Here is a 26,269-nt window from a genome sequence, read left to right on the forward strand (position 1 = left end):
AAACCGAATCAAGAGCTTGGAAGATCCACCTCTAGTTCGGTTTTTCTTTAGCTGAAGCCTTATTTATTTGTCAAAGCTTGCTCCAGCGTTTCGATATTTTTATCCATCAGACTGAAGTAATCTTCGCCTGCATCGATTTCATCCTCGGTGACTGTCTCTAAATTATGAATTCTTAGTACGTCAGCTCCGATTTCATCTTGAACAATCGTAGCTACTTTCGGTGAGATATTTTGTTCGAACAATACATAGTTCAGCTTGTTGTCTTCTGCAGTATGGATGATTTCCTCCAGTTCCTGCTGTGAAGGTTCATTTGTCGGTGACAGACCAGTTATAGCAATCTGCTCGATACCATAACGATCCTCCCAGTATCCATACGCTGCATGGGAAACGATGATTTTCTTGTTGTCCTTGCCTTCTACAGCTTGTTGGAATTTCTGATCAAGCTCGTCCAATTCCTCCGCTACCGCTGTATAATTGTCTTCATATGTGGTTTCATTATCTGGGTCAAGCTCAACAAGTGTGTTTTTCATATTCTCTGCCATCTGCTTTGCACGTTCCGGATCAAGCCAGTAATGCGGATCAATGCTTCCGTGGTCGTGCTCTTCTTCTGTTGCCTCTTCTTCATGATCATGTTCCTCTTCCGTAGCCTCATGACTGTGATCATGCTCTTCTTCCGTAGCTTCGTGACTATGATCATGCTCTTCGTCAAAAGGAAGCAGGTTGATGCCATCTGCTAATTGGGCTATCTTAACATCTTCATCCCCTACCGCATCGGCAATTGTTTTAGCGTATGTTTCCAGCTCATCGCTCGAATAGAGGAATGCGTCTGATTTCGCGATATCTACCATCTGATTCGATGTTGGCTCAAAGTTATGTGCATCACTTCCAGGCGGAAGTACGGATTCCACTTCCACTTGCTCACCGCCGATTCGTTCAGCAAAATACTGAATTGGATAAATCGTTGTATAAACCTTAAGCTTTCCATCTTTTGTGCTGTTTTGACTCTCGTCATTTCCACAAGCTGCAAGCAGAACCAAAAGCAAAGCTGTACTGATTAAGAATAATGATTTCTTCAAGATAATTCCTCCCGTTACATATAAGTTCTAATCGAGATTATATCGTAACCATTACTATTTGTAAACAGTAATAATTACGTTTCTAACACAAAAAAATACTGCCTATCAATCAATTATTGACAGGCAGGACATATGCCATACACTTCAAAATTATGGTTTTCTATTGTATAGCCACCCGGTAGCGCCGTTTTCACATCTGAGATCGGGCATACATCAATAGCTTTTGTGATGCCGCATTGCTTACAGATGAAATGGTGATGATGGCCTTCTATATTGCAATGGAAACGGAAATGTTTATCTCCGTCAATTGTTGTCATTTCCAGGATACCAAGTTCAGCCATCGTATATAGATTACGGTACACAGTATCATAGCTTGCACTCGGAAAATCCTCACGAAATTCCTTCCAAAGATCAGTTACCGCGGAATATTGGGATCGTTTCTGGAAAATATCCAGCAGTTTTTCGCGCTGCTTCGTCTGTTTAAAGCCATTTTCTTTCAGGATATGCATCGCACGTTCGCTATTCATATGCTTTCCGTCCTTTATTTATTAAGAGTTTTTCTCGATATTCAAGTCAGCTTCTAAGCTGACTTCCACATTCCCTTTGATTGCTCTAGTAATCATACAGCTTTCTTCCGCCTTGACCGCAAGCTTCTCCAGCATCTGGAATTGTTTCTCAGTTGCTTCTTGTTTCAAATACACTGTTGGCCGATGGATGATTCGCTTGTACGTAATCACGCCATTTGTTTCATCGACAATACCTTCTGATTCCAATTTCATGGATGATAACGGCAAATGCGCGCGTTCAATCATTGCCGCTAGCGTGATGATATAGCAAGTAGCAGCTGCACCGAGCAGCATCTCATCCGGATTCGTACCAATACCAGGACCACCCATTTCTGGCGGAATGCTGATTTCCGTTTTAAGGTTTCCTGCTTCAATTGTACCGGAGCTGTTTCTGCCTCCCGGCCAGGCTGCCGCTAAGTGAAAATGATGTTCTGACATGGTACTCGTCCCCTTCTGCTATCGTTGTGCTATCTTCTATTTTAACGCTTCTAAGCAGGAAAAACAAAATGTCTGATCAAAAAAACCTTCTACCAAAAGATAGAAGGTTTTTAAATTTATTCAGTTCCGCCAGCGGAATCCTCTTTTTTATGATCGCCTTTGTTTTTACCGGACACAATCCAGCCGACTACTGCAATTGCAACCAATACACCATAGAAGATTAGTTTCCAAGTAGTGGAATGAGCAAAGTCATGAGGCAACACGCCCACCGCATCATGAGCAAGTGTACTTACTGTGAGCTTAACCCCTACCCAACCTACGATAATAAAGGCTGCAATCTCCAAAGCTGGTCTAGAGTGGAGAAGGTCCACGAAAATGTTAGCTGCAAAACGCATAATGATCAAACCAATGATACCGCCTGCAAAGACTACATAAAACTGTCCGCTATCCATGCTTCCTACTTGGCCCCAGCCAGTCGGAGGAAGTGCAACAGCGAGTGCTACTGCAGCAAGAATGGAATCAACTGCAAAAGCAATGTCAGCAAGCTCGACTTTCAAAACAGTCATCCAGAAGCCACTTTCTTTTTTCGGCTTCTTGTTAGCAACATCATTGTTCTTGGCACTGAATTTGTCGTACAGGTTCTTTATGGATATGAACAATAGATACGCAGCACCAATCGCCTGTACTTGCCATACATCGACAAGGAAAGAAATGACGAATAGGGATAAGAATCTAAATACAAATGCGCCCATTAATCCATAGAAAAGTGCTTTTTTACGTTGATCTTCAGGCAAATGCCTTACCATGATTGCGAGTACTAATGCGTTATCCGCTGCAAGTAGTCCTTCAAGTCCAACAAGGACAATCAGAACCCAGCCATACTCGAGAAGTAATTGTGCATCCATGTAGTTACGCTCCTTTAAGTGTAGTATGCGATTTTCTTAGCAATCATACCCCATCTTAGTGAAGGCGTAACACTTTTTATTAAAAAAAAGCGAGACCTTTACCAAGATGGTAAAGGTCTCGCTAACAACGTCTGAGTTGCCAATAAAGCCGGAGATTTCTCTCGGAATGACGACTTTACTGTACAGCTACTCCCCTTTAAAAGCATATTGCGCTTATCACACATTCAGTCTAGTGGAATATCAGGCGGATGTCAACAATTTATTGCAGGTACTTGCCAAGATCTGCTTTCAGCTTCTCTAATAGCTCCAGACTGCTTTCGCGGCTTGCACTGTTAACACCATAATAGCTCTTGATTTTCGGCTCTGTTCCTGATGGACGCAGGCATACCCAGCTATCTTTCTCAAGGAAGAGTTTAATGACATTTTCCTGCGGAAGCGTCAGCTTCTCTTCCGTCTCAGACGCAAGAATACGGCGAGTTTGTGTGGAGTAATCCTCCACTGTAAGGACCTTCAGACCGCCGAGCTCTTGAGGTGTGTCTGCACGGACAGCATCCATCATAGCAGCAATCTTCTCAGCGCCATCTTTTCCTTTTAGCGTAATGGAATGAAGATCCTCAAGGAAGAAGCCATGCTTCTCGTATAATACATGCAATGCTTCTAGCAGCGTCTTGCCTTGAGCGCGCCAGTGAGCAGCCATTTCGCAAGCGATCATAGCAGCCTGCACTGCATCTTTGTCACGAACGAAGTCACCGATTAAATAACCATAGCTCTCCTCATAACCAAACAAGAAATTCTCGTCTGTAGTTTCGAATTGCTTGATTTTCTCACCGATATATTTGAAACCAGTAAGCGTATCAATTGTATCGACACCATAAGAAGCTGCTACCGCACGCCCCATTTCAGTCGTTACGATTGTTTTGATCAGTTTTCCGTTACGCAGATCATCTTCTGATGCATTCGCCAGCACGTAATCCAGCATCAGCGTTCCGAGCTGGTTCCCTGTCAGCACTTGATATGCACCTTTTCCGTCCTGTACTGCCACTCCCAGGCGGTCTGCATCTGGATCAGTTCCAATCAGTACGTCCGCTCCAATACCCTGTCCTTGCTCCATTGCAAGTGTAAAAGCTTGGTGCTCCTCTGGGTTCGGAGATTCAACTGTAGAAAACTCCGGATCCGGCTGTGCTTGTTCTTTGACCACATGCACATTTTGGAAGCCAAGCTGATCCAAACCGCGCAAAACAAGATCATGCGATGTTCCATGAAGCGGCGTGAATACGATTTGAAGCTTGTCCAATTGCTCTTTTGCGGAATCAGACATATTCGAGATTGTTTTCAGTTGCTTCAGGTAGGCACTGTCCACATCTTCTCCTATAACATTTAGCAAACCGTTAGTACGGATAGTTTCCAATTCTTCCACTTCTACCGCCAGTTCGTTTTCCACTTTTGCAATTTCAGCGATGATAGCTTCTGCCTGCTCAGGAGGAATTTGTCCTCCGTCTTCGTTATACACTTTGAAGCCATTATATTCAGGTGGGTTATGGCTTGCTGTAATCATGATGCCAGCAGCAGCGCTCAGGTGACGTACCGCAAATGATAGTAACGGTGTCGGGCGCAAGGACTCGAATACATGTGCACGAATGCCATGTGCTCCAAGAACACGTGCCGTTTCATCAGCGAACTCCGGTGACATGTAACGAGAATCATACGCAACTGCTACGCCGCGTTCTTTATAATCGGAAATGTTCTTTTCCATATATACAGCCAAACCTTCTACTGCTTTGCGGACAGTATAGATGTTCATGCGGTTCGTACCTGCACCAAGAACACCACGCATACCGCCTGTCCCAAATGTTAATTCTTTATAGAAAGCATCTTCCAAAGCAGCTTCATCATCAGCAAGCTTTGTCAGCTCCTCTTTATATTTCGGATCAAGTGCTTTAAAAGCAGTCCATTTCTTATATGTATCTTGCCATACCATGTGCTTTCCTCCTGAAAAATAAGTATAGTGATATCCTACCACATTATAAGTCGAAATGGCGCAGAATCCCAACCCGCTGGAAATTTAACAAATACTTAGGGAAAGGGTTACGCCATAGCCTGGCTATGCTATGCTAGCTATATCAATAACTGGAAAGGATACTGATCTAAGTTGACTCAGAAAAAATGGTTCCAAGGCCTTGTGGCCGCTGTTCTGACTTTCACTCTTATACTGTTGATTGCGAAAGTCGATTTCATCTTCCAGCCTTTGGCTACATACATAGGAGCGATTGCATTCCCGATGATTGCAGCTGGCCTTCTATTTTACATCACCAAACCGCTTGTACGGCTCCTGGAGAAGATCCGCTTCCCAAAATGGGTAGCCATCCTGACGATATTCCTGCTCTTGATCGGGCTGGTATATCTCGTCTACAAGTTCGCTGCACCAATCGTGCAAAACCAATATCAGGCATTGGTGAATAACATCCCGGGCATCACTAATCAGCTCACGTCCATTGTGGACTATTGGGAGGAAAATCACTCTGCATTGCCTGATCAAGTAGAGGATTCCATACAAAATTACGCAACAAACTTGCAGTCCAGCCTTCAGGATATTCCAGGTTATCTGATTGGATTCATTTCCAGCCTGGTCAACTTCCTGTTCACATTGGTTTTGATACCCTTTTTCTTATTCTTTATGCTTAAAGACGGAGAAAAATTAATTCCATTTATAACAAAATTTTTCGATAAGAAAAAAGGAGAGAGCGTGAAGAAGCTGATGGAGGACTTAAACCATACGTTAGCTTCCTTCATCCAAGGTCAGTTCATCGTCGCAATGTGTGTCGGTACGATGCTATTTATCGGATACGCGATCATTGGGCTTAAGTACGCCTTCACTCTCGCAATTATCGGGCTGGTCTTCAACGTCATTCCGTTTCTTGGGCCATACCTAGCTGCTGTGCCTGCAATTCTGGTTGCTCTTTTCCAAGAACCGAAACTAGCAATCTTAGCTGCGGTCGTCATGCTTATTGCCCAGCAGATTGAAGGGAACCTGATTTCTCCGAATGTCATGGGTAAAGCTCTGAGCATCCATCCTCTGACGGTTATTACGCTAATACTGGCAGCCGGAAACATCGCTGGTTTCCTTGGTCTTCTGTTCGTGATCCCGTTCTATGCTGTGTGCAAGACTATCATCTCCCACTTCTACCATGAATGGGTCGATTATAGGAAGAAGAAAAAATCCGCTGCTGGAATTCAGGCAGAATAGGAGGTCACAAATTATGGTAGACAGTCAGCCTCCCTTATGGACCAAAGCCTTCATTTTCTTATTACTGGGCAATTTGTTCACGTTTATGAGCTTCCAAATGCTGCTGCCGAATCTGCCGCCGTATATCGCTTCCATTGGCGGCAGCAGCTTGCAGGTTGGATTAGTAACGACAGCATTTTCGATTGCTGCGATTCTGATCCGGCCATTCATTGGCCATATCCTGCTGACGAAGAAAAGGAAAACGCCGATACTGATCGGCTCTTTCCTTTTGCTCGTCTGTGCAATTCTTTATCCCTTCACCCAGATCGTCACACTTCTGTTGATTTTCCGTTTTCTGCACGGAGCGGCTTGGGGATGGAGCACCACTACAAACGGCACTGCCGCGGTTGATCTTGTTCCCAGAAGGCGTGTCGGAGAAGGCATGGGTTACTTTGGCCTTTCTATTACAATCGGTATGATCATAGCACCAAGTGTCGGTATTTTCCTCTATCAAACATATAATTTTCGAACGCTCATCCTTGTATCTATCGTGCTTGGCATGGTTGCTTTTCTATTCCTGGCACTCACACGCTATGCTGAACCTGAAGCATTGTCACGAAATCAGGCGCAGCCGCCCAAATTCTCTTTTTTCAAGTCATTGATCGAAAAGAAGAGTGCCTATCCTGTATTCATTACATTCCTTACATCATTCGGGTACGGTTCCATTGTCACTTATCTTGTGCTTTTTGGACAGGAACAGCATCTTACTGGAACATTCCTCTTCTATTTGGCCAATGCTCTATGCGCAACGATTTCCAGACCCTTCACAGGTCGCTTGTTCGACGCGAAGGGACCGTGGGTGCTGATCATGGGTTGTTCCGTTATTGCTTTCCTTGCCATGTGGATACTCAGCATCGCATCAGCTAACTGGTATTTCATCGTCTCCGGCGCCTTATTCGGACTCGGATATGGATCTATGATCCCTGCTTTGCAAGCTTGGACAATTTCCAAGACAGATGTTGAGAGAAGCGGTATTGCCAATGGCATGTATTATTCATCTATTGATTTTGGCATCGGCTTGAGCGCTGTGATCCTTGGCATTCTCCATCAATTTGTTTCGACATCCACCCTGTTCCAAATGTCGAGTTTCCTTTTTTTACTCGTATTTTTGTTCACGCTGACCGATTTTGTTATCAAGCGTCGAAAAGATCAGCAGCATGTATTTAATGTAAAGAAATTATAAAGAATACAACAAAAATGAGACAAATCGGCAAACGAGGGTAAACAGGTACTATCGTCCTTTTTTCTGCATACTTTGGAGCTTTCATTTGTATTTATTTATAAAAGCATGTAGTATAGGGATAATATTTTCAACATTGTATTTATTTCGGATAACGATGTTGATGTTGTGTTTCTTCCATAACCCGTTTCAGAACGGAAGCGGTTTGCAAGGGATTTCCCCGGGATCCGGGAATTCAGGCTTGCAAGATAACTGATGCCGGCTGAATGGGCTATTGAAGACTATTTTAGGGTATTCCATACTTACAAGGAGGATCTACTTATGCAGACTACAAATGTTTTGGAGCTGAAAAAACAGTACGAACAAACACATTTCGAGCTGTTGAAATTGTTGAACGAACAGGCAAGCCTTAAGCAGCAGCTGAAGGATCTTCCTGAAAGTGAACGCAGCCAGTCTGAGAAACTTCTTCTGGCAGAACTAAAAGCACAGAATGAAGCTGGTGTGCTTGGAGATTCCACAATGGATGCTATCTTCAAGGCTGTTATGCAAGCAAAGACGAAAGAAGAAGAAGCTGCGAGCAAGCGTCCAATGCTTGTATCCCGTGCTTATAAAAACGAAGATACAGTTATCGATTTGAAAGGTGAAAAAGTCGGTACTGGCAAAGCAAGCTTCGTCTTTGGACCATGTTCTGTGGAAAGCTACGAGCAAGTGGCTGCGGTAGCGGAATCCTTAAAAGACAAAGGACTTAAATTACTTCGCGGCGGTGCCTTCAAGCCTCGTTCTTCACCATATGACTTCCAAGGTTTAGGTGTGGAAGGTTTGGAAATCCTGAAGCGTGCAGCGGATGAGTATGATTTGGCTGTCATCAGTGAAATCGTGACTCCGCATGATATCGAAAAAGCGCTTGATTTTGTCGATGTGATCCAAATCGGCGCACGTAACGCCCAAAACTTTGAATTGCTGAAAGAGGCAGGACGCACCAACAAACCAATCCTGCTTAAGCGTGCTCTTTCTGGTACTATTTCAGAATTCATTTCTGCTGCTGAATACATCCACTCCGAAGGCAACGGACAAATCATCCTTTGCGAACGTGGTATCCGTACGTATGAAACAGCGACACGAAACACATTGGATATTTCGGCTGTGCCGATTCTGAAGCAGGAAACTCATCTTCCTGTCATGGTTGATGTCACACATTCTACTGGCCGAAAAGACATTATGCTTCCATGTGCAAAAGCTGCATTGGCTGTCGGTGCAGATGGCGTCATGGCTGAGGTTCATCCGAATCCTGCTGTTGCATTATCCGATGCAGGTCAGCAAATGGATATTCCGACATTCGATAAATTCTATAACGAACTTGCTGCCTTCCAAGGCAAGATCTAAAACGAAGAGGACCGTCACTAATTGTGACGGTCCTCTTTTATTGAAAGTCGATTGCACAGCTATCCGCGATTCTTTGATAGCCAATTTTTTGATATAGCTTGTTCGGTCCAGGATCATTCGCATTGGTGAACAAGCAGCAGAATTGTTTTCCTTCATCCAGCAATTTCGATGAAAGTGCAGCTACGAGTGCCTGGGCATATCCCTTTCGCTGCTGTTCCTCTGGAGTGAATACTGCATTAATAACAATACCATTGCGGCTTTCCCTTGAGCAGCCTGCCATACTTACAATAATATCGTCGACCGACCAGACGTACATCCGCTTCTGTTCAATCAGTCTCCCGATTACTGCAGCTGCCCGTTCCTCTGTCATATTTTCGCCAGTAACTTTTCCGAATCGTATAAGCCAATCACGCAATAGACTAAAATCATCGTTAGCAGCAGCACGGATCACGCCTCTTGCAGCACCCGCATCCTCTACCTTATCGAGCTGATAGATGAACTGATTCATATGTACTTTTATCAGTTTTCCGCTCTTCTGTTGCCAAGCTTGCGCAAATTGATTGGCTTGTTTTACGGGTCCGATCACTCCGGGTAAATCAGGTATAAATGATTGAACAAGTTCGGCCAGTTGGACGGCTTCTTCATCCGTCCAATCGGTGCCATCAGACAGAATGATCCGATTCCCTTTTGTAACCAAAAAAACGGTGCGGATTCCGTCTTGATCCTCTCCACGCCCGAAAATTGATCCCATATCTTCTCCCTCTGCCATTCTGCCTAGCAGGCCCAACAGTAAATTATTTTCTGCTTCGCGCTCCAATAAAAAGGATTCAGCTTTTGCCAGCAGCTGATGCACATTATGATCCTGGATAAAACGCATCCTTTCCCCTCCCCGCTTGACGTTTTGACTTCATCTTTCCTATTCTTAGTGTAGAGGTGATGATATGAATAGACAAGAGCTGGAAACCAAACTGGCTGAATTGAAAATGACGTATGCAAGTGTGCAGGCAGACGCTGATAAATTGGCATCAAGCGGTGCTGGCGCAGCCCATATGGAAAGACAGTTGGAAGAGATGGAAAACGAGATCAAATCGCTTCGCCAGCAGCTCCGGGCACTGGAATAATTCCTCATTCCCCGGATATACTAATACATGCAGAGTATTTGGATTACACATAGAAAAAGCGTATAATGGATATAATGAAAACGCATTTTTGCGTTTATTTTTTTAAGGGAGAGATTTTATACATGAATAGTCCGGATGATCCTGGGAGTCCAGTTTTACTCCAACTCGTATTGATTGGTATTTTAACAGTACTGAATGCTTTTTTTGCTGCAGCAGAAATTGCATTGGTCTCACTGAATAAGAACCGCATTTCACAGCAAGCAGATGAGGGTGATAAGAAAGCGGCCATGCTGCAGAAGCTTATTGCTGATCCTAGTAAGTTCATCGCTACCATCCAAGTAGGTATTACGCTGGCAGGCTTCTTCTCGAGTGCCTCAGCTGCTACCGGACTTGCAAATCGATTCGCTGGTGTACTGGGAGATATTCCTTATGCACAGCAAATCAGCGTAGTGGTCATTACGGTCTTGCTGTCTTATGTAACGCTTGTATTCGGTGAATTGTTCCCAAAAAGGGTTGCCCTTCAAAACGCGGAGAAGATTGCCAGATTCTCTGTCACACCGATTCTATTTATCAGTAAAATCGCAATGCCATTCGTTAAATTCCTTTCCTTCTCCACGAATGTGCTTGTGAAAGTCACTCGTGTAGGAAATGATGCGGAAGCAGAGAAGGTCTCCAGGGAAGAGATCAAGCTTCTCGCTCAGACTGGACAGGAGGAAGGTATCCTGAACGCGGATGAATTTGGCATGATCAAAGGGGTTTTCGACCTTGATGATAAGATAGCACGTGAAATCATGACACCGCGGACAGATACATTCACATTGAGCATTGATACCCCGGCAGAAGAGCTCGCAGATATCCTGCTGGAACAAAAGTACTCCAGAATCCCAGTCTACCAGACAGACAGCGATACAATCGTCGGAATCCTGAACATGAAAGATTATTTCAAAGCAGTACGGGAGTATGGATTCGACGGAGTCCGATTGGAAGCAATTCTGCGTGAAGCGCATTTTGTACCTGAGACAAAATACATTGATGATCTTTTGAAAGAATTGCAGCAGACACATAATCACCTTGCAATCCTGATTGATGAGTATGGCGGATTCTCTGGTATCGTCACGATGGAAGACATGATTGAAGAGATAGTCGGAGATATAGACGATGAATATGATGAAATCGAAGGAGAGTTGACCCGTATCGACGATAATACGTATATGGCGAGCGGTTCCCTGCAAATCGATGAATTCAATGATTTCTTTGATACCGATATCGATGTACCGAACTTCGATACGATTGCCGGCTTCATTTTAAGCAGGATTGGCTCGATTCCAGATGAAGATGCCGATACAGTAGTGGAATATGAAAACATGCTCTTCACTGTAGAATCTGTTCGTGATAACCGACTGGAAAAGATAAAAATTGAATTAAAGCGCCCGCACAGCGAGGCAACTATTTAAAATAAGAAACTGCCTGTTCCAATACAGGCAGTTTCTTATTTTTCCGACTAAAAAGCGCTGCAGCACCTAATCATGTTATGCTGTATACAATGAGAAATAAGGAAAGGATTTTGAACGTGGAAGCTACAGCCCAGCAAATATTGAAGGATTATTATGGCTATGACACCTTCCGGAGAGGACAAGCCGAAGTAATCGAGCATGTGATGAGAAATGAAAACACATTAGCAATCATGCCGACCGGCGGAGGAAAATCGATTTGCTACCAAGTGCCCGCTTTAATGCGCCAAGGAACTGCACTGATCATCTCTCCCCTTATCTCCTTGATGAAGGATCAGGTTGATGCATTGACGGCAATGGATATACCTGCCGCTTATATAAACAGCACACTGGAAGCAGCCGAAATGGAATGGACGATGCAGCAAGCTGCGCAAGGGGCCTTCACCTTCCTTTACGTTGCACCTGAACGTTTGGAAAATACTCGTTTCCTGCAAATGATCCGTCATCTCTCCATAAGCTTAATTGCTTTTGATGAAGCGCACTGTATTTCCCAATGGGGGCACGATTTTCGCCCAAGCTACCGATCCGCTATCAGTATCCTGGATAAACTGACAGAGACTCCGCCTGTCATGGCTTTGACCGCTACAGCCACGCCACAGGTAGCAGATGATATCCAAAGACTGCTGGATATCCAAGAGGAGTATACAACCCGCACAGGCTTCGCTCGTGATAATCTCCGCTTTCAAGTAGTTAAAGGAGCAGATAAAGAAAGATACATCCTGGATTTCATCCAAAAACGCAAGCAAGATACTGGTATCATCTATGCACCGACTAGGAAGCTAGTCGATCAGCTTTCCTTGTTCCTGGACCGACAAGGAGTCAAAACAGCCAAATACCATGCTGGTATGAGCGAGACAGACCGGCAGGCGGCACAATCTTCCTTCATCCAAGATGAAGTTAGTGTCATGATCGCAACGAATGCTTTTGGAATGGGAATCGATAAAAGTAACGTGCGTTATGTACTGCACTATGCCTTGCCTATGAATATGGAAGCCTATTATCAGGAAGCTGGCCGTGCCGGACGTGACGGAGAACCGAGTGACTGTGTTCTGCTCTTCTCGGGACAGGATGTACATTTACTGAAGTTCCTGATTGAAAATTCATCATCCGATACACAAGCGGAATATCAGAAGCTGCAGCAGATGATGAATTACTGCCATACGCAGAGCTGCTTGCAGACGTATATGCTTCACTACTTCCAAGATCCCCATATACCCGAGGATTGCGGCAGGTGCAGCAACTGTCTGAATGAATTCGAAAAAACAGATATGACGCGTGAGGCACAAATGGTCCTTTCCTGTGTGAAACGGATGGATGAGCGCTTCGGTGCCGTTTTGGTTGCAAAGGTATTAAAAGGATCAAAGGACAAACGCATCAAACAATTCGGACTCGAAAGTCTTTCCACATACGGCATCATGAAAAACCGCACGGAAAAAGATATCACACAGTTCATCCATTATTTATCGGCTGAAATGATTCTCGCACCAACCGATGATAAATACCCTGTTTTGACACTTACAGATGAAGCTGTCCAAATTCTCAAAGGGGAAAGAAAGGTGATGATGCAGATTGCCAAAGCGACAGAGACAGTCGAAGCAGATTACGACGAAGTATTATTCCAAGAATTGCGGGAATTGCGCAAGGAAATTGCCCAGGCAGAAGGACTTCCTCCGTACGTCATCTTTTCAGATGCAACATTGAAGGAACTATGCAGATACGTACCACATACTCAAAGTGAGATGCTCGGAATCAAAGGTATCGGGGAAAGAAGAATGGAACAGTATGGTGAGCAGTTCCTTGAAGTACTCAAGCAGCATGAGCAGACAGCAGCAACTCCTAACCGTGAACCAAAGCCCCTGCTTCAGGAAAAGCAAGATACTCCAAGTCATCTAATCAGCTTTGAAGCCTTTGAGAAAGGCAGTTCCATGGAAGAAATAGCGAAGGATAGAAGCTTGACTCCAATGACTGTCAGCAATCATCTCTTCAAAGCTTATGCAGATGGAGAACCGCTCGATCTCCAGCAATTTTTCACACCGGAGCAGGAGACAGCTGTTCTGGATGTGCTGAAGCAGCATGATGAACTTCCGAAGCTTCGCGAAATCAAGGAACAAATGGATGTAGCTTGCGACTATCATGCTATCCGTGCTGTACTCGTGCATCATGGTATTTTAGAACAATAAAAAAACCCGCATTACTGCAAAGGTCCAGTAATGCGGGTTTTTATTTTAATCGAACTTGATTGCCCAGCTGCCGTCACGGAAAACGGGTTCGGATGATCCATCTGCAAAAATACCATCAATGGATAGATCTGCTGATCCGATCATGAAATCAGTATGTGTCAAACTATCGTTGACGCCATGCTTATCAAGCTCTTCCTCATTCATGGAAGCTCCACCTTCCAATGTAGTCGGATAAGCTTTCCCTAAAGCAACGTGACAGGATGCATTTTCATCATAGAGCGTATTGTAGAAAATGAGACCTGATTGGGAAATTGGAGATTCATGCGGTACCAATGCAACTTCTCCAAGACGCAAAGCTCCCTCATCTGTTTCCAGCAAGTGCTTCAATGTTTCCTGACCTACTTCTGCTTTGTAATCAACAACTTTTCCTTCCTTGAAGGTAAGCGTGAAGTTATCGATCATATTACCGTCATAAATCAATGGTTTTTTACTTGTAACAGTTCCATCCACATCGTATTTATGCGGCATCGTGAATACTTCCTCGGTCGGCATATTTGGATTGAATTCGGTGCCGCCTTCTGTTGTGGAAGATCCACCTTTCCATATATGGCCATCTGGTAAGCCAATCGTCAAATCTGTTCCTTCGGATTTGAAATGAAGCTTTTTGTATCGTTTGCCATTCAGTACGTCGCGGGCATTATGCAGCGTAGCATTATGTTCTTTCCACGCTTGAATCGGATCGTCCTGATCAACTCGGACAATCTTGAAGATGGAATCCCAAAGAAGCTTAGTTGCTTCCTCAGCTGATTTCCCTGGGAAGATCTTCTGTGCCCAGGCATCTGTCGGAATAGTTATAATCGTCCATGGAACGATATCATTCATTGTATAATGACGGAGATGCTGCAAAGCTTGTGCAGTGGCTTTCGTTGCTTGTGCCACTTTGTTTCCATCCACATCTTTTAGAAGGTCAGGATCCGTGGAACGGATCTGCAAGAGGGCTGCACCCTTTTTCATATAATAAGCGCGCTGCTCTACCAGCCAATCAGGGATGTCTGTCAGAACTTCCTCGGATTGATGCGTATATTTCAAAAGCATGAGGGTATCGTCTGACCAATTGATATGTACCTCACTAGCACCCAACTCATAAGCACGCTTCGCAATCATACGGACAAATTCAGCTCCATCGATCGGTGCCATAATGAGAAGCGGCTGGTCTTTTTGAATATTCACGCCTGTACGTAAAGCGACCTCTGCATATTTTTCTAATAATTCCTTATCTGGCATTGGAATCAATCCTTCCCGTCATTGAATTCAGACTATTCTTCCATTCTAATAAAGTATGGGCAAATTGGCACGGAATATGCCTGATATGGCTAGCTGCAGAAATCTGATACGGTCTTTTCCGCCAAAAGCCAGGAACTGCGCCGGAAGCGAGAAATCGGCTTTTTCCGCTTTTCTATTGTCTAGCTTCAAAAGCCAGGAACTGCGCCGGAAGCGATAAATCCCTACGAAAGGAAGAAACACCTTTCTTCGGGCTTTCTCACTTCCTTCTTCGTTCCTAATCGGCTTTTTCCGCTTTTCTATTGTCTAGCTGCGGTGACCAGAAACTGCGCTTTTCTATTGTTTCTGGCTTTCGATTTCTTCGACGAGCAAGGATAGTGTTTCCCATCGCTCCATCTTCTGTTCCAGCTGCTGTTCCAGGTTCTGCTGCTCGGTAAATAGCTCCTGGACACGTTCGCTGTCACTGCCTGCTTCCGTGATTCCTTCGGCACATGCTTCTATTCGCTCCTCCAGATCAGCGATTTCATCTTCTATAGAGTTCCATTCCTGCTGTTCTTTATAGGAAAGCTTCTGCTTTTTCTTTTCTTTCTGTGCTTGAACCGGCTCTTGTTTTGCCTGTTGCTGCAATTTAGGCTGTTCCTGAACCTTTTCGCGGTACTCGCTATAGTTGCCGTAGAATGTCGACACGGCTCCTGCTCCTTCAAAAAGGATTAGCTGGTCCACGACACGGTCGAGGAAATACCGATCATGGGAAACCGTGATGACGACACCAGGATAACTATCCAGATAATCTTCCAGAATTCCTAATGTTTCTGTGTCCAAGTCATTTGTCGGTTCATCAAGAAACAGGACATTCGGTTCCTGCATCAATACACGCAGCAAGTACAATCGTTTTCTCTCACCGCCTGACAAACGGTGGATATACGTATATTGATGATTCCGCGGAAACAGGAATTGCTCCAGCATCTGTTCTGCAGTGATGATGTTTCCATCCGCGGTATGGATGACCTCTGCTACTTCCTTGATATAATCAATGATGCGCAGCTGCTGGTCCATATCCTGCTGCAGCTGTGTATAATACCCCAGCTTAACAGTCTCTCCAGTTTCCACTTCTCCTGCTGTCGGTTGGATTCTGCCGGCAAGTGTGTTTAATAGTGATGTCTTCCCGCTTCCATTCGGACCGATGATTCCGATACGATCACCTGGTTTGAACAGGAAGTCGAAATGACTGAATAGCGGCTTATCCCCGAATTGTACGGTTATATCTTTTGCCTCCAGCACTTTCTTTCCTAAACGGGCTGCTCCAACTTGAAGGTCCAGTTCATTCTCCTGCGTCTGAAACTTGGTTTCTTTCATCTGTTCTACCCGTTGGATCCGTGCTTTTTGTTTGGTAGTCCGAGCTTTTGCCCCGCGTCGAAGCCATGCAAGCTCCCGGCGCAGTGTATTTTGATGTTTTTCCTGATCCAATAGTGTCTGAGCTTTCCGCTCTGCTTTTTTCGTCAAATATGTTTCATAGTTTCCTTCATAACGATAAAGGCTGCCCATCTCCAATTCAAAGATATGACTCGTTATCCGGTTCAGGAAATATCGATCATGCGTTACCAGCATGATCGCTCCGGGATAACTAGGCAAATAGCCTTCAAGCCATTCGATTGTCTCGTTATCCAGATGGTTTGTCGGTTCATCCAAAAGCAGCAAATCGGCAGGTTGAATAAGTGCCTTCGCCAGAGCTACCCGCTTTCGCTGACCACCGGATAATGTATCGACAGATGCTGTATAATAATTGACTCCAAGCTTCGTCAGGATTGTTTTTGCCTGCGTACTGGCATCCCATGCATCTTCCGCATCCATTTTAGCTTGAAGGGTGAAGAGCCTATTTTGTGTCTTGGTATTATCCGGCTCTTGCTCCAAGCTGGATAGTGTTTCTTCGTATGCACGAATCGTCTGCAGGATTGGACTAGTTCCGCTGAAAACTTCCTCCAGAACTGTTTTACCCGGAGTCAGTTCCGGCTCCTGAGCCAAATAAGCCAGCTGAAATGTCTTGCTGTGATCGATGTTTCCACTGTCCGAACTTTCAATACCAGCCAGGACCTTCAGCAATGTGGATTTTCCAGTTCCATTGACACCTACCAGACCGATTCTTTCACGGCTTTCGATATGAAATCCAATCTCCTGGAATAACTGTTTATCTCCATATGTTTTTGTAAGATTCTCTACACTGAAAATACGCATACGCTTCTCCTTCCCGAACAAGGAAAAAGCCGCCCATACAGGCGGCTTTTTCTCATCCATCCCTGCTTATTGCTGTGGCATGGACTTTCTGGCACCATGATTGACAGGGCCTACGTATTGATTAAGCTGGAAACCTCCGCGAATCGCTTCTGTAATGAACGTCTTCGCTTCATAGATTGCTTCCTTGACACTGCTGCCGTTCGCCAACAGTGCACAGATAGCCGCAGAACTTGTGCAGCCAGCACCGTGTGTATAAGTTGTATCAACATTCTCATTCTCAAGAATTTCAAAGCTTTCTCCATCATAAAGCACGTCAATTGCTTTATCTGTCTCAAGCTTGCTGCCGCCTTTTACAAGAACATACTTTGCACCCAGCGCATGAATTTTCTGAGCTGCTTCTTTCATTTCTTCCACAGAATGAATCAATGGCATCTGTGCAAGCTTAGCAGCTTCGAACAAGTTCGGTGTGATGACAGTCGCAAGCGGGACAAGTTTTTCCCGAAGACTCACTGTGTTTTCCGGCTGCAGCTCTTCATCCGCGCCTTTACACACCATAACTGGGTCAATGACTACATTTGGAATGTTGTTTTCTTTGATCATATTTGCAGCCAATTCGATGATTTCCGGAGATCCCAGCATTCCTGTTTTCACCGCGTCAACACCAGCTCCCACTACGATCGTGTTCAACTGTTCCTTCACTGTATCCACATCAACCGGAAAAACATTATGATGCCAGTTATTATAAGGATCCATTGCAACGATTGTCGTCACAGCAGACATTCCGTACACGCCAAATTCCTGCATTGTCTTCAGATCCGCTTGGATACCCGCTCCGCCAGAGGAATCTGAGCCTGCAATTGTTAATGCTTTTTTCATGTCTGTTACCCCTTTTGCACACATGCTGTCATTTTTTATCACTAGTTGTATTATACTCCTTTTCCACTCTCTCTATCAACCAGCCTGCATGCTTGCGAAGAGGGAGAGTTAACTTTTGCGGAATTCTGCTTTATATAAGGTTTTTCGTCAATACCCCCTCCTTTTACTGGAAAACTATGTTGGATTTGTAATACAATGAATCTAGTTGTTTTTACCTATTTTTAGAGGAGGTGTCCCCTGTTGGAAGATAATGGACTAGAAGAATCATATTTAAATAGAAGTTCTGCGCTCCATCGTCGGCATTATGGCCAGTATTTCACACCCGATGCCATAGCAAACATGATGAAACAGTGGGTGCTGCATAATCTGCAAGGCCGTCGGCTCCTTGATCCCGCAGTCGGTCTGGGGAAGCTAGTCAGAGATATACCTGATACATATGAAATTGATGCATACGATGAAGACTTAAAGATTTTGGATGCTAACAGGGACTTTTTCACATCTCGAGCATCTATACAGCTGTATGAGCATGATTTCCTTGTGGATGGCTGGGACAAAACGTATGACGGCATTATTTGCAACCCTCCCTATATCCCTTTTCGAAACGAAGATGAGAAGGAAATCTATTTAAACTTATTTCGGCAGAATATGGATGTCTCGCTTTCTACATATACGAATTTGTACGCTCTTTTTATATTGAAAGCTCTGCATCAGTTAGAAGATCACGGACGTGCTGCATTTATTGTGCCTTCAGATTTCCTGAATGCAAGATATGGAACGAAAATAAAAGAATATCTTCTGCACGATAACAGCTTGGAAATGATCATTAACACCGATATTCAAATGGGCTGGTTTAAAGGAGCAGCGACAACCAGCTCTATTCTGCTATTCGACAAGTCAAACAGCAGCGATGCGATAGAGTTTATCCGTACGCAATCCGATGAGGAGATTCAACAGGCAGCAGCATATATGCTAACTGATCGGAAAAAGCCTCTTGGAATCATGCGTCATAGACAGGATTTGACCCCGGCTGGTAAATGGAGATTGCATTTCTACCAGGAAGACCAGAAACGCTTTAAGAACGTGCAGCCGCTCAACCACTTCGCAGCAGCTAAACATGGCATTAAAACTGGATCCAATCAGTATTTCTGCTTCAACAATAGTAAGATGCGCCAGTGGAACATTGGCAAGCAGCATTTTTTACCTTGTATTTCTAAATCAGCTCAATTGAAGAATCCATTTTTTACGTACGTAAACTACAAGGAACTCGTGCAAAAGGACGAACAAATGCTTTTGCTGCATGCCGATGAGGAACATCTAAAGGATCAGGCGTTGGTACAATATCTAGCAGATGGCAAATTCCATCGCGTTGATCAGCGCCACCTTATCCGCTCCCGCAACCCTTGGTACCGGTACCCTGTTTTGGATGCAGCGCCAATCTTGGTGAGTGTATTCAACCGTAAGCAGATACAGTTTGTCCGAAATAAAACAAATGTCCGTCATCTGGACCAGTTGATCGGTATTTATTTTTATGAAGAGTATGAATCGGATGCAGATATTTTCATGGCTTATTTCCTCAGTGAAAGAGCACAGGAGCTGATGGCAAATCCCCATAAAGAATATGGGAAGGATTTAAAAAAACTGGAGCCGGATGACTTGAATGCATCACTTGTACTGGATATTCAAACACTTTCCCAAGAGCAGAAACAGGAAATACGCAGTCTCTACGGAAGGATAGAATATTTAACGGTACATGACGGAGATGAGCGGGAATTGGAGCATCATTATCAGCTCCTGAACGATTTCTTTCATAATTGGATACAATCATACGAGGAAGAGGAGCTATAAGAAACAGCTCCTCTTTTTTTTGTATTAAAACGCTAAACTATTAACGTATTCCTCCGATAGATACCAATGTACATGTATAGCTGCAAGGGGGATAACTATGGAAAACAAAATTGAAGCGATTATAACAGCAGTGCCATATATGAAAGCAATCCTTAGAGAAGAAGCAATGATTACCATTTTCGATGAAGAGCAGTATTTGTATTATTCTCCAAGTGCAGATCTTAACTTCCACCACAAGGCTGGAGATCCACTGCCAGAGGACTATAAGCATTTCAAGCAAGTCAATCCGGATGGTGTCACTATCGTGAAGGTTCCGAAAGAGCAATTCGGTATACCCTTTGATAGCATCTCAATTCCGATAAAGGATGACGCCGGAAAGATGATTGGCGGAATGAATTGTGCAGTGACGACAGCAAAACAAGACTTGTTCAAGGACATTATCAGTAGTATGGAAAGCGCCACCGATGCTTTACTTGGAAAGATACAGCATATTGCAGCGCATTCTGAGGAGTTGTCTGCAACTACAGAGCAGATCTCGGAGAATACTCGCAATACAGTGGCTCATTCTGCCAAAATAACTGATATCGCAGGAACAATCAAAGGTATCAGCGAACAGACGAACCTACTCGGTCTCAACGCAGCCATCGAAGCAGCGCGAGTAGGCAGTGCTGGAGCCGGATTCGGGGTTGTAGCTACAGAAGTCCGAAAGCTCAGTATCGAATCCAAGAACGCAACCGTCAGTATTGAAGAAACACTTCGCGCAATAAAGGAATCCATCAATCGGATGCAAAATGACTTTCAGGAAATTGCAACCTCTTCCCAGGAGGAAGCCAAGCTTGTTACGGAGTTTATGACCGAAATTGAAACGCTGACAAAAACAGCGGCTGACCTGCGTGAATACGCAGAAAAAAATATCCTGACATAAAAAAGACGAGCCTGGCATAAAAGCAGGCTCGTCTTACTTATTATTCCTCAAAATTACGACCATCGTTACGGAACCACGGATAGTCTGTTCCGAATGCCACAGCCATTTCTTTAGAGCGTTTCAACCGTTCCTTACGGTACGCAGCACGCTGCGGTGCACCATCATGCAGCCATTTCTCTTCAGGGCTCTCTGGAAATACTTCTGGTACTACAACCGGCTGTTTATTGTCACCAAGCGCAACCATCGTTAAAAATGCAGTTGCCGATACCTTTCTGTCTCCTGTGCGCAAGTCCTCTGTCACCGCTTTGACAAATACCTCCATGGAGGTATTGTTCGTCCACGTAACAAATGCTTCTACACAAATCGTATCTCCTACTTTAACTGGTGCAAGGAAATCTACACTGTCAGTCGAAGCTGTCACTACAAGCTGTCTAGCGTGGCGGTAAGCGGCGATTGCCGCTACATCATCGATATGAGCCATAAGCGTTCCTCCGAACAGCGTACCGTGGTTGTTCGTATCAGGAGGAAGTACATGGGACGTTTTAACTGTCAAAGATGCGATACATGGTTTCGATTTCACTATGGGTTCCTTCTTTCCGCCAAACTTTAGGCTACAAGATCGGGGAGATCAAACGCGAAAGGGATTCCTTGAAACGGATCCAGTTTGACCTCTGTTTATATAGTTTATGTGAAAGCTGTGTTGATAATAGGATATCCTCTTCAAATTTTTCTTTCAATACCCCTGCCGTATTTTGATCATATAAAAATGCATTAACCTCGAAATTCAGGCGGAAGCTTCGGACATCGATATTAGCTGTCCCGACAGAAGATATCTTATCGTCGACAACAATCGTCTTCGCATGCAGGAAGCCATTTTGATAAATATAAACCTGGGCTCCGGCCTTTATTAAGTCACCTGCATTCGAATAAGTTGCCCAATACACAAATGGATGATCCGGTTTGTTTGGAATCATGATCCGAACGTCAACTCCTGAAAGCACAGCCACCTTCAGTGCATCTGCCAGGCTCTCATCCGGAATGAAGTATGGTGTCTGGATATACACATACTTCTTGGCAGAGAGAATCATTTTGATATAGCCATGCTTGATCTGCTCCCATTCCGAATCAGGTCCGCTGGAGACGATTTGAACTCCCACATTACCGACTGGTTCTGACAGATAATAGCGATCTTCATACTCGATATCATGCCGGGAAGCTTGGTTCCAATCCAGGATGAAGCGTGTCTGCATTGCTCTTACGGCTTCTCCGGTGATCCGCAGATGCGTATCACGCCAATACCCGAATTTCTTATCATACCCCAAATACTCATCTCCGATATTAAAGCCGCCAATATAGCCGACTTTTCCATCGATGATCGCCAATTTCCGGTGATTTCGGTGATTTAGCTTCAGATTTATCTTCGGGATGAAGGACGGGAAGAAAGCTTCGATTTCAACACCGGCTTTCACAAGCCTGCGAACATAACTTTTCTTTATGCTTCGCGAACCCATATCGTCATACAAAAAGCGCACCTTCACGCCTTCTTGAGCCTTTTTAATCAATACATCCGCCAACCGTTCACCAAGCTTGTCGCTTCGCACTATATAATACAGAAGATGGATATGATCCTTTGCCTGCGATAGATCATGCAGCAGCGCATGGAACTTCTTCTGACCATCTGTGAAAAGCTCCACATCGTTTCCCTGAGTCAGAATGGCATCATCATTACGCAGATGCATGTAGGCAAGGTCTTTGTATTCCTTGACTGCCTCCTGTTTATAGACGAATGTATCTTCCTCAATGGCACGTAATTGAGCCTGTACTTGTTTCTTAACCCCAAGCCTGGATTTCGTGTCCCAGGTGAAAATCTTGCCCGAGAGCTTGCGGCCGAAGAGTAAATAAATCACGAAGCCCGCAACCGGGATAAAAACGAGTACGAGCAGCCATGCCCATGTAACACTGGCATCGCGCCTTTCAAGGAAAACAATCGCTAGTGCCAGGAGGATATTTATGATAGTTAATAATCCTAATAAATACGCAAATATATGCACATGAGCGTCTCCCTTCATATGTGGCATATTTCCATTTACCCATACTAATATATAGTATCACATCAAGCATTTACAACTTCTTGTAATCCAGCAGAAACAAAAGTATTGAAAAGCATCAAAGCCAACCTTACACTTAAATCATACAGAGATAGAAAGAGAGGCGCATATTAATATGCAATCGCAATCATCCAAGTCCGGTGTCGTGTATGCAGCAATCGCATACGTGATGTGGGGCGTTCTGCCGCTTTTTTGGAACTTATTAGGGGAAATAGATGCGGGTCATCTGCTGGCTCACAGAATCGTGTGGTCCTTCGTGACGATGATCCTTGTAGTGCTTTTGTTAGGGAAGATCCGTCCCTTTTTCCAACAAGTAAAAGATTTATTCTTGGATAAACGCGCATTCTGGGGACTATTCGCAGCTTCGTTGACAGTAAGCCTCAATTGGCTCGTTTTTATCTGGGCAGTTAATTCCGGACATGTCCTGCAGTCCAGCTTAGGTTATTATATCAATCCACTGATCAGCATTTTGCTTGCTATGATCGTCCTGAAGGAAAAGAGCACCCGCTTGCAAATTGTAAGCTTCATCCTTGCCGCTCTTGGTGTCCTTTATCTGACCATCAGTTATGGTGTGTTTCCTTGGGTATCCTTCTTGCTAGCAATCAGTTTCGCTGTATATGGCCTGTTAAAAAAAGTTGTGACAATCCCGCCGATGTTCGGGCTGACAATCGAGACGATGTTCGTTACACCGCTGGCTATTTTGTATCTGCTCTTTGTTCCCGCCGCACATAGCGATCCGATTTCTACAGGTACTGCCATCATCCTATTCTTGTCTGGAGCTGCCACAGCCGCACCGCTTTTGCTGTTCGCCCATGGAGCCCGCAGACTTTCTTTGACACAAATCGGATTGCTTCAATATATCGGACCGACACTCATGCTCCTCTTAGGTGTCACTTTATTCGGTGAAGCATTCACGCATGCACATCTGATTGCTTTTTCATGTATTTGGGGAGCACTTGTCCTCTATACCATTTCTGGCATCCGGCTGAAGCGCCTGACGACAAAGCAGCTGAAACAAGCCCAAGCTGCAAAATAAGCCACCTTTATTTACGAAAAGGTGGCAAGAAAAGCAATAACACAAATAATCCACATAAGATAGTAGCAAAGATGTATAATGTCCCTTTGATGATCTCCTCCTGGAACAAGAAGGAGAATATACTGGTGACAAGCAGCAGCAAAGCCGTTACAGCAGCCGGTATGAATAAGACAAACGGGTTTTTCGTGAAGTGCCGCAGCACTCCGATACTAAGCAGTGCAATTCCAGAAAAAGCCAACAGCAGCAAGGAAAAATCCATACACCTGCACCTCCTGCTGTTCAGCTTATTCAGGTACTGCCCAAAGGGTTATACAATACCGGCAATTCTTGCCGGTATTTTTTTAAAACTGGCGTTCTTCCTCAATTTCTTGTTTTGCATCATAGATGACAACTTTGCTAGGCGCATTTTCCTTAGCGATTCCTTCAGCTTCCAAAACTGCATCATCGCGTGTGTGATGCAGTTCCACTGGTGCTGTATTCTCAATCTTCACGTACCAGCCAGACGCGTCTTTATTCGGGACAACACTGTATTCTTTCATACTATGTTCCTCCTTCATACTTTTATAGCTTTTGTTCCCAGCTGTCCATCCCGTAAAACATCACGTGCCAGCTGTTCCCACTATCCAACTCCCTTTAAATCTAGTAAGATATAATTTTACATCCAATTTACAATTGTACTTTACCGTAAACCGCTGTCTAAGGAATTTAATAGCGGGAATACGTAACTATATTTCTACCAAACGAGGGTGATGATGCTTGCAAAAAAGAAAGATTTACCTGATTATTGCATCGTTCCTGCTCGCCGTCGTCATTGGCGCAGTGATTGTCTTTGCTGCATCCGATCAAAAAGCAACAGTCACCAATGCCCCTTCAGAGGTTGTCCCAACTACTGATTCCTCCGAAAATCCTGATGAGGAAGCTGCCGCATCTGAAGAAGAAGCAGATAACTCTTCAGATATAAAAAATGCTTTCCAGCGCTTGCTTAAGGATACACTTGGTCTTTTCATCAAGGAAGATTTGCATATTTCAGCGGTTGGTGATAGTTTGACTCAGGGAGTCGGCGATGAGACGGAGAATGGCGGCTACGTCGGAATTCTTCAGCAAACATTTGAGCAAACCGACGATCGTGTGAAAATTGATAATTTCGGTAAACGCGGAAACCGAACAGATCAGCTGCTGAAGAGATTGGATGATCCAGTCATTTCAGCCTCCATCGAGAATGCTGATGTTGTCCTTATTACTATTGGTGCCAACGATATCATGAAAGTGACGAAAGATCACTTCACTGACTTGGACTATGATGACTATAGTGCGGCCATGCCGTCCTATGAGGAACGAATGAAAGAAGTATTCAATAAAATTGATAAGCTGAATCCAGAAGCTGAAGTGTATTTGATTGGCTTTTATAACCCGTTCGAGGATAACTTCCCTGAACTCAAGGATCAGCTTGGCACTATCATGGATGAGTATAACGCCATAGGAAAGCAAGTCGCAGAAGAAGCAGATCAGCACTATATTGAAACAGCCGATTTGTTCCGCGGCCAGACCGAAAGTTTGCTTTCCGATGACTACTTCCATCCAAATGAAGTCGGGTATGGAAAAGTTGCAGAACGGGTATTGGAAAGCATTAAGCCCGTTATACAGGAAGACCAGGAAGACGATGAATAGGCAGGTGATGTATAGTGGAAAACAGGAAGAACGAATCCCAGCCACCAAAGCAGCGTGACTGGAAGAAATACTTCAAAATACTAGCTATTGCAAATGGTATCATTCTGCTGCTTTTATTGCTGCTCATTTTCCTGCCGGCATTCAGTCCGGCACCGGATCCGCCGAAGGAAGCACAATTTGACAGCTCTGACTCCTCGGAGTTCACAATCAGCTCAACAAAAGCAAATGTCAATGAACTGATAAATGCATACATCGATAAAGAGCTGAATGATAACTCGGATAATTACTCTGTTGTTTTAGGTGATGATGCGGTGGAACTGACCGGAGGTATTACAGCATTCGGCGTGCGGATTCCGCTGCAGATGACACTTGAGCCGCAGGTGCAGGATAATGGAGATCTTCTGCTTGTACAGCGGGACATATCACTTGGCAGTCTTTCCCTGCCAAATGATAAAGTACTCAAATATATAGACAGATATTACAAAATGCCGGATTGGGTAACCATCAATCCTGATGAAGAATCTATCTATGTTGCTGTTACCCAAATGGAGTTAGAGAATAACTTCCATGTGGAAGTAGAGCAATTCGATTTACCGAATGATAACCTCAGCTTCAAGCTGTATATCCCTAATGATACATTCGGCTTGTAAGTAAA

The 26,269-nt window shown here is 44.3% G+C and carries 24 protein-coding genes; 11 read left to right on the top strand and 13 right to left on the bottom strand.

The annotated features are described in order from the left end of the window. Nucleotides 1-59 precede the first annotated feature (59 nt). From SFC25_RS15965 to SFC25_RS15985, 5 genes are all read right to left on the bottom strand, one after another. A complete protein-coding gene (locus SFC25_RS15965) occupies nt 60-1,076 on the bottom strand; it encodes a metal ABC transporter solute-binding protein, Zn/Mn family (protein ID WP_411216239.1) in 1,017 nt (338 codons plus the stop codon). A 113-nt stretch (nt 1,077-1,189) separates the two neighbouring features. Continuing rightward, complete coding sequence (locus SFC25_RS15970; RefSeq protein WP_411216240.1) at nt 1,190-1,603, bottom strand: Fur family transcriptional regulator; 414 nt, start codon at nt 1,601-1,603, stop codon at nt 1,190-1,192. Between the two features lie 21 nt (nt 1,604-1,624). After that, nucleotides 1,625-2,080, bottom strand: coding sequence for an OsmC family protein (locus SFC25_RS15975; protein WP_411216241.1), 456 nt, complete (start codon nt 2,078-2,080; stop codon nt 1,625-1,627). Between the two features lie 116 nt (nt 2,081-2,196). Beyond that, nucleotides 2,197-2,985 (bottom strand): TerC family protein, encoded by a 789-nt coding sequence (locus SFC25_RS15980; protein ID WP_095221011.1) that lies wholly within the window; start codon nt 2,983-2,985, stop codon nt 2,197-2,199. Between the two features lie 259 nt (nt 2,986-3,244). After that, nucleotides 3,245-4,963 (bottom strand): phospho-sugar mutase, encoded by a 1,719-nt coding sequence (locus tag SFC25_RS15985; protein WP_411216242.1) that lies wholly within the window; start codon nt 4,961-4,963, stop codon nt 3,245-3,247. Between the two features lie 171 nt (nt 4,964-5,134). On the opposite strand from SFC25_RS15985, the gene SFC25_RS15990 reads away from it, so the two are divergent. The 3 genes from SFC25_RS15990 (at nt 5,135) to SFC25_RS16000 (ending at nt 8,831) form a co-directional block, all read left to right on the top strand. Next, on the top strand, nt 5,135-6,229 hold the full coding sequence (locus tag SFC25_RS15990) for an AI-2E family transporter (protein ID WP_411216243.1): 1,095 nt from the start codon (nt 5,135-5,137) through the stop codon (nt 6,227-6,229). A 13-nt stretch (nt 6,230-6,242) separates the two neighbouring features. Beyond that, nucleotides 6,243-7,451: an MFS transporter gene (locus SFC25_RS15995; RefSeq protein ID WP_411216244.1), complete on the top strand. Its 1,209-nt coding sequence runs from the start codon at nt 6,243-6,245 to the stop codon at nt 7,449-7,451. A gap of 318 nt (nt 7,452-7,769) precedes the next feature. Beyond that, complete coding sequence (locus SFC25_RS16000) at nt 7,770-8,831, top strand: bifunctional 3-deoxy-7-phosphoheptulonate synthase/chorismate mutase (protein WP_411216245.1); 1,062 nt, start codon at nt 7,770-7,772, stop codon at nt 8,829-8,831. A gap of 37 nt (nt 8,832-8,868) precedes the next feature. Here SFC25_RS16000 and SFC25_RS16005 read toward each other — a convergent pair whose 3' ends face one another. Further along, nucleotides 8,869-9,708, bottom strand: a complete 840-nt coding sequence (locus SFC25_RS16005) for a GNAT family N-acetyltransferase (RefSeq protein WP_411216246.1) — start codon at nt 9,706-9,708, stop codon at nt 8,869-8,871. Nucleotides 9,709-9,772: 64 nt separating this feature from the next. Between SFC25_RS16005 and SFC25_RS16010 the strand changes: the two genes are divergently transcribed. The 3 genes from SFC25_RS16010 to recQ all read left to right on the top strand — a co-directional run bounded on the left by SFC25_RS16010 (nt 9,773) and on the right by recQ (nt 13,643). Continuing rightward, nucleotides 9,773-9,952 carry an SE1832 family protein gene (locus tag SFC25_RS16010; RefSeq protein ID WP_411216247.1) on the top strand — a complete coding sequence of 60 codons (180 nt, stop codon included), beginning with the start codon at nt 9,773-9,775 and terminating at the stop codon, nt 9,950-9,952. A gap of 122 nt (nt 9,953-10,074) precedes the next feature. Continuing rightward, nucleotides 10,075-11,406 carry a hemolysin family protein gene (locus SFC25_RS16015; protein ID WP_411216248.1) on the top strand — a complete coding sequence of 444 codons (1,332 nt, stop codon included), beginning with the start codon at nt 10,075-10,077 and terminating at the stop codon, nt 11,404-11,406. A 116-nt stretch (nt 11,407-11,522) separates the two neighbouring features. Then, a complete protein-coding gene (gene recQ / locus SFC25_RS16020; protein WP_411216249.1) occupies nt 11,523-13,643 on the top strand; it encodes a DNA helicase RecQ in 2,121 nt (706 codons plus the stop codon). Nucleotides 13,644-13,688: 45 nt separating this feature from the next. On the opposite strand, the gene SFC25_RS16025 is transcribed toward recQ, so the two are convergent. The 3 genes from SFC25_RS16025 to pdxK all read right to left on the bottom strand — a co-directional run bounded on the left by SFC25_RS16025 (nt 13,689) and on the right by pdxK (nt 18,032). Then, nucleotides 13,689-14,927: an aminopeptidase gene (locus SFC25_RS16025; RefSeq protein WP_411216250.1), complete on the bottom strand. Its 1,239-nt coding sequence runs from the start codon at nt 14,925-14,927 to the stop codon at nt 13,689-13,691. 333 nt (nt 14,928-15,260) lie between these two features. Continuing rightward, complete coding sequence (locus SFC25_RS16030; RefSeq protein WP_411216319.1) at nt 15,261-17,156, bottom strand: ABC-F family ATP-binding cassette domain-containing protein; 1,896 nt, start codon at nt 17,154-17,156, stop codon at nt 15,261-15,263. 66 nt (nt 17,157-17,222) lie between these two features. After that, a complete protein-coding gene (pdxK, locus tag SFC25_RS16035; RefSeq protein ID WP_411216251.1) occupies nt 17,223-18,032 on the bottom strand; it encodes a pyridoxine/pyridoxal/pyridoxamine kinase in 810 nt (269 codons plus the stop codon). 240 nt (nt 18,033-18,272) lie between these two features. On the opposite strand from pdxK, the gene SFC25_RS16040 reads away from it, so the two are divergent. Both SFC25_RS16040 and SFC25_RS16045 read left to right on the top strand, forming a co-directional pair. Continuing rightward, entirely contained in the window at nt 18,273-19,877 is a 1,605-nt protein-coding gene (locus SFC25_RS16040) for an Eco57I restriction-modification methylase domain-containing protein (protein WP_411216252.1), read from the top strand. 97 nt (nt 19,878-19,974) lie between these two features. Then, nucleotides 19,975-20,802: a methyl-accepting chemotaxis protein gene (locus tag SFC25_RS16045; protein ID WP_411216253.1), complete on the top strand. Its 828-nt coding sequence runs from the start codon at nt 19,975-19,977 to the stop codon at nt 20,800-20,802. 40 nt (nt 20,803-20,842) lie between these two features. Here the strand turns inward: SFC25_RS16045 and SFC25_RS16050 are convergent, their stop codons facing one another. Both SFC25_RS16050 and cls read right to left on the bottom strand, forming a co-directional pair. Further along, on the bottom strand, nt 20,843-21,382 hold the full coding sequence (locus SFC25_RS16050; RefSeq protein WP_411216254.1) for an acyl-CoA thioesterase: 540 nt from the start codon (nt 21,380-21,382) through the stop codon (nt 20,843-20,845). Between the two features lie 31 nt (nt 21,383-21,413). Next, a complete protein-coding gene (cls, locus tag SFC25_RS16055) occupies nt 21,414-22,853 on the bottom strand; it encodes a cardiolipin synthase (RefSeq protein ID WP_411216255.1) in 1,440 nt (479 codons plus the stop codon). A 172-nt stretch (nt 22,854-23,025) separates the two neighbouring features. On the opposite strand from cls, the gene rarD reads away from it, so the two are divergent. Continuing rightward, nucleotides 23,026-23,946, top strand: coding sequence for an EamA family transporter RarD (gene rarD / locus SFC25_RS16060; RefSeq protein ID WP_411216256.1), 921 nt, complete (start codon nt 23,026-23,028; stop codon nt 23,944-23,946). A 7-nt stretch (nt 23,947-23,953) separates the two neighbouring features. On the opposite strand, the gene SFC25_RS16065 is transcribed toward rarD, so the two are convergent. Next, complete coding sequence (locus SFC25_RS16065; RefSeq protein ID WP_093880609.1) at nt 23,954-24,205, bottom strand: hypothetical protein; 252 nt, start codon at nt 24,203-24,205, stop codon at nt 23,954-23,956. A gap of 82 nt (nt 24,206-24,287) precedes the next feature. Further along, a complete protein-coding gene (locus SFC25_RS16070) occupies nt 24,288-24,485 on the bottom strand; it encodes a DUF2188 domain-containing protein (RefSeq protein WP_411216257.1) in 198 nt (65 codons plus the stop codon). Between the two features lie 217 nt (nt 24,486-24,702). Between SFC25_RS16070 and SFC25_RS16075 the strand changes: the two genes are divergently transcribed. Both SFC25_RS16075 and SFC25_RS16080 read left to right on the top strand, forming a co-directional pair. Continuing rightward, nucleotides 24,703-25,614, top strand: coding sequence for a GDSL-type esterase/lipase family protein (locus SFC25_RS16075; protein WP_411216258.1), 912 nt, complete (start codon nt 24,703-24,705; stop codon nt 25,612-25,614). A 14-nt stretch (nt 25,615-25,628) separates the two neighbouring features. Next, nucleotides 25,629-26,264 carry a YpmS family protein gene (locus SFC25_RS16080; protein ID WP_411216259.1) on the top strand — a complete coding sequence of 212 codons (636 nt, stop codon included), beginning with the start codon at nt 25,629-25,631 and terminating at the stop codon, nt 26,262-26,264. The last annotated feature ends 5 nt before the right edge of the window (nt 26,265-26,269 follow it).

This window comes from Terribacillus saccharophilus (assembly GCF_046592595.1).
Taxonomy (GTDB): domain Bacteria; phylum Bacillota; class Bacilli; order Bacillales; family Amphibacillaceae; genus Terribacillus; species Terribacillus saccharophilus_C.

Excerpts from the sequence above, each read along its gene's own strand:
- SFC25_RS15970 (WP_411216240.1), bottom strand. The coding sequence starts at position 1,603 with ATGAATAGCGAACGTGCGATGCATATCCTGAAAGAAAATGGCTTTAAA.
- SFC25_RS15975 (WP_411216241.1), bottom strand. The coding sequence starts at position 2,080 with ATGTCAGAACATCATTTTCACTTAGCGGCAGCCTGGCCGGGAGGCAGA.
- SFC25_RS15980 (WP_095221011.1), bottom strand. The coding sequence starts at position 2,985 with ATGGATGCACAATTACTTCTCGAGTATGGCTGGGTTCTGATTGTCCTT.
- SFC25_RS15985 (WP_411216242.1), bottom strand. The coding sequence starts at position 4,963 with ATGGTATGGCAAGATACATATAAGAAATGGACTGCTTTTAAAGCACTT.
- SFC25_RS15995 (WP_411216244.1), top strand. The coding sequence starts at position 6,243 with ATGGTAGACAGTCAGCCTCCCTTATGGACCAAAGCCTTCATTTTCTTA.
- SFC25_RS16000 (WP_411216245.1), top strand. The coding sequence starts at position 7,770 with ATGCAGACTACAAATGTTTTGGAGCTGAAAAAACAGTACGAACAAACA.
- SFC25_RS16005 (WP_411216246.1), bottom strand. The coding sequence starts at position 9,708 with ATGCGTTTTATCCAGGATCATAATGTGCATCAGCTGCTGGCAAAAGCT.
- SFC25_RS16010 (WP_411216247.1), top strand. The coding sequence starts at position 9,773 with ATGAATAGACAAGAGCTGGAAACCAAACTGGCTGAATTGAAAATGACG.
- SFC25_RS16015 (WP_411216248.1), top strand. The coding sequence starts at position 10,075 with ATGAATAGTCCGGATGATCCTGGGAGTCCAGTTTTACTCCAACTCGTA.
- SFC25_RS16025 (WP_411216250.1), bottom strand. The coding sequence starts at position 14,927 with ATGCCAGATAAGGAATTATTAGAAAAATATGCAGAGGTCGCTTTACGT.
- SFC25_RS16030 (WP_411216319.1), bottom strand. The coding sequence starts at position 17,156 with ATGCGTATTTTCAGTGTAGAGAATCTTACAAAAACATATGGAGATAAA.
- pdxK (WP_411216251.1), bottom strand. The coding sequence starts at position 18,032 with ATGAAAAAAGCATTAACAATTGCAGGCTCAGATTCCTCTGGCGGAGCG.
- SFC25_RS16045 (WP_411216253.1), top strand. The coding sequence starts at position 19,975 with ATGGAAAACAAAATTGAAGCGATTATAACAGCAGTGCCATATATGAAA.
- rarD (WP_411216256.1), top strand. The coding sequence starts at position 23,026 with ATGCAATCGCAATCATCCAAGTCCGGTGTCGTGTATGCAGCAATCGCA.
- SFC25_RS16065 (WP_093880609.1), bottom strand. The coding sequence starts at position 24,205 with ATGGATTTTTCCTTGCTGCTGTTGGCTTTTTCTGGAATTGCACTGCTT.
- SFC25_RS16070 (WP_411216257.1), bottom strand. The coding sequence starts at position 24,485 with ATGAAAGAATACAGTGTTGTCCCGAATAAAGACGCGTCTGGCTGGTAC.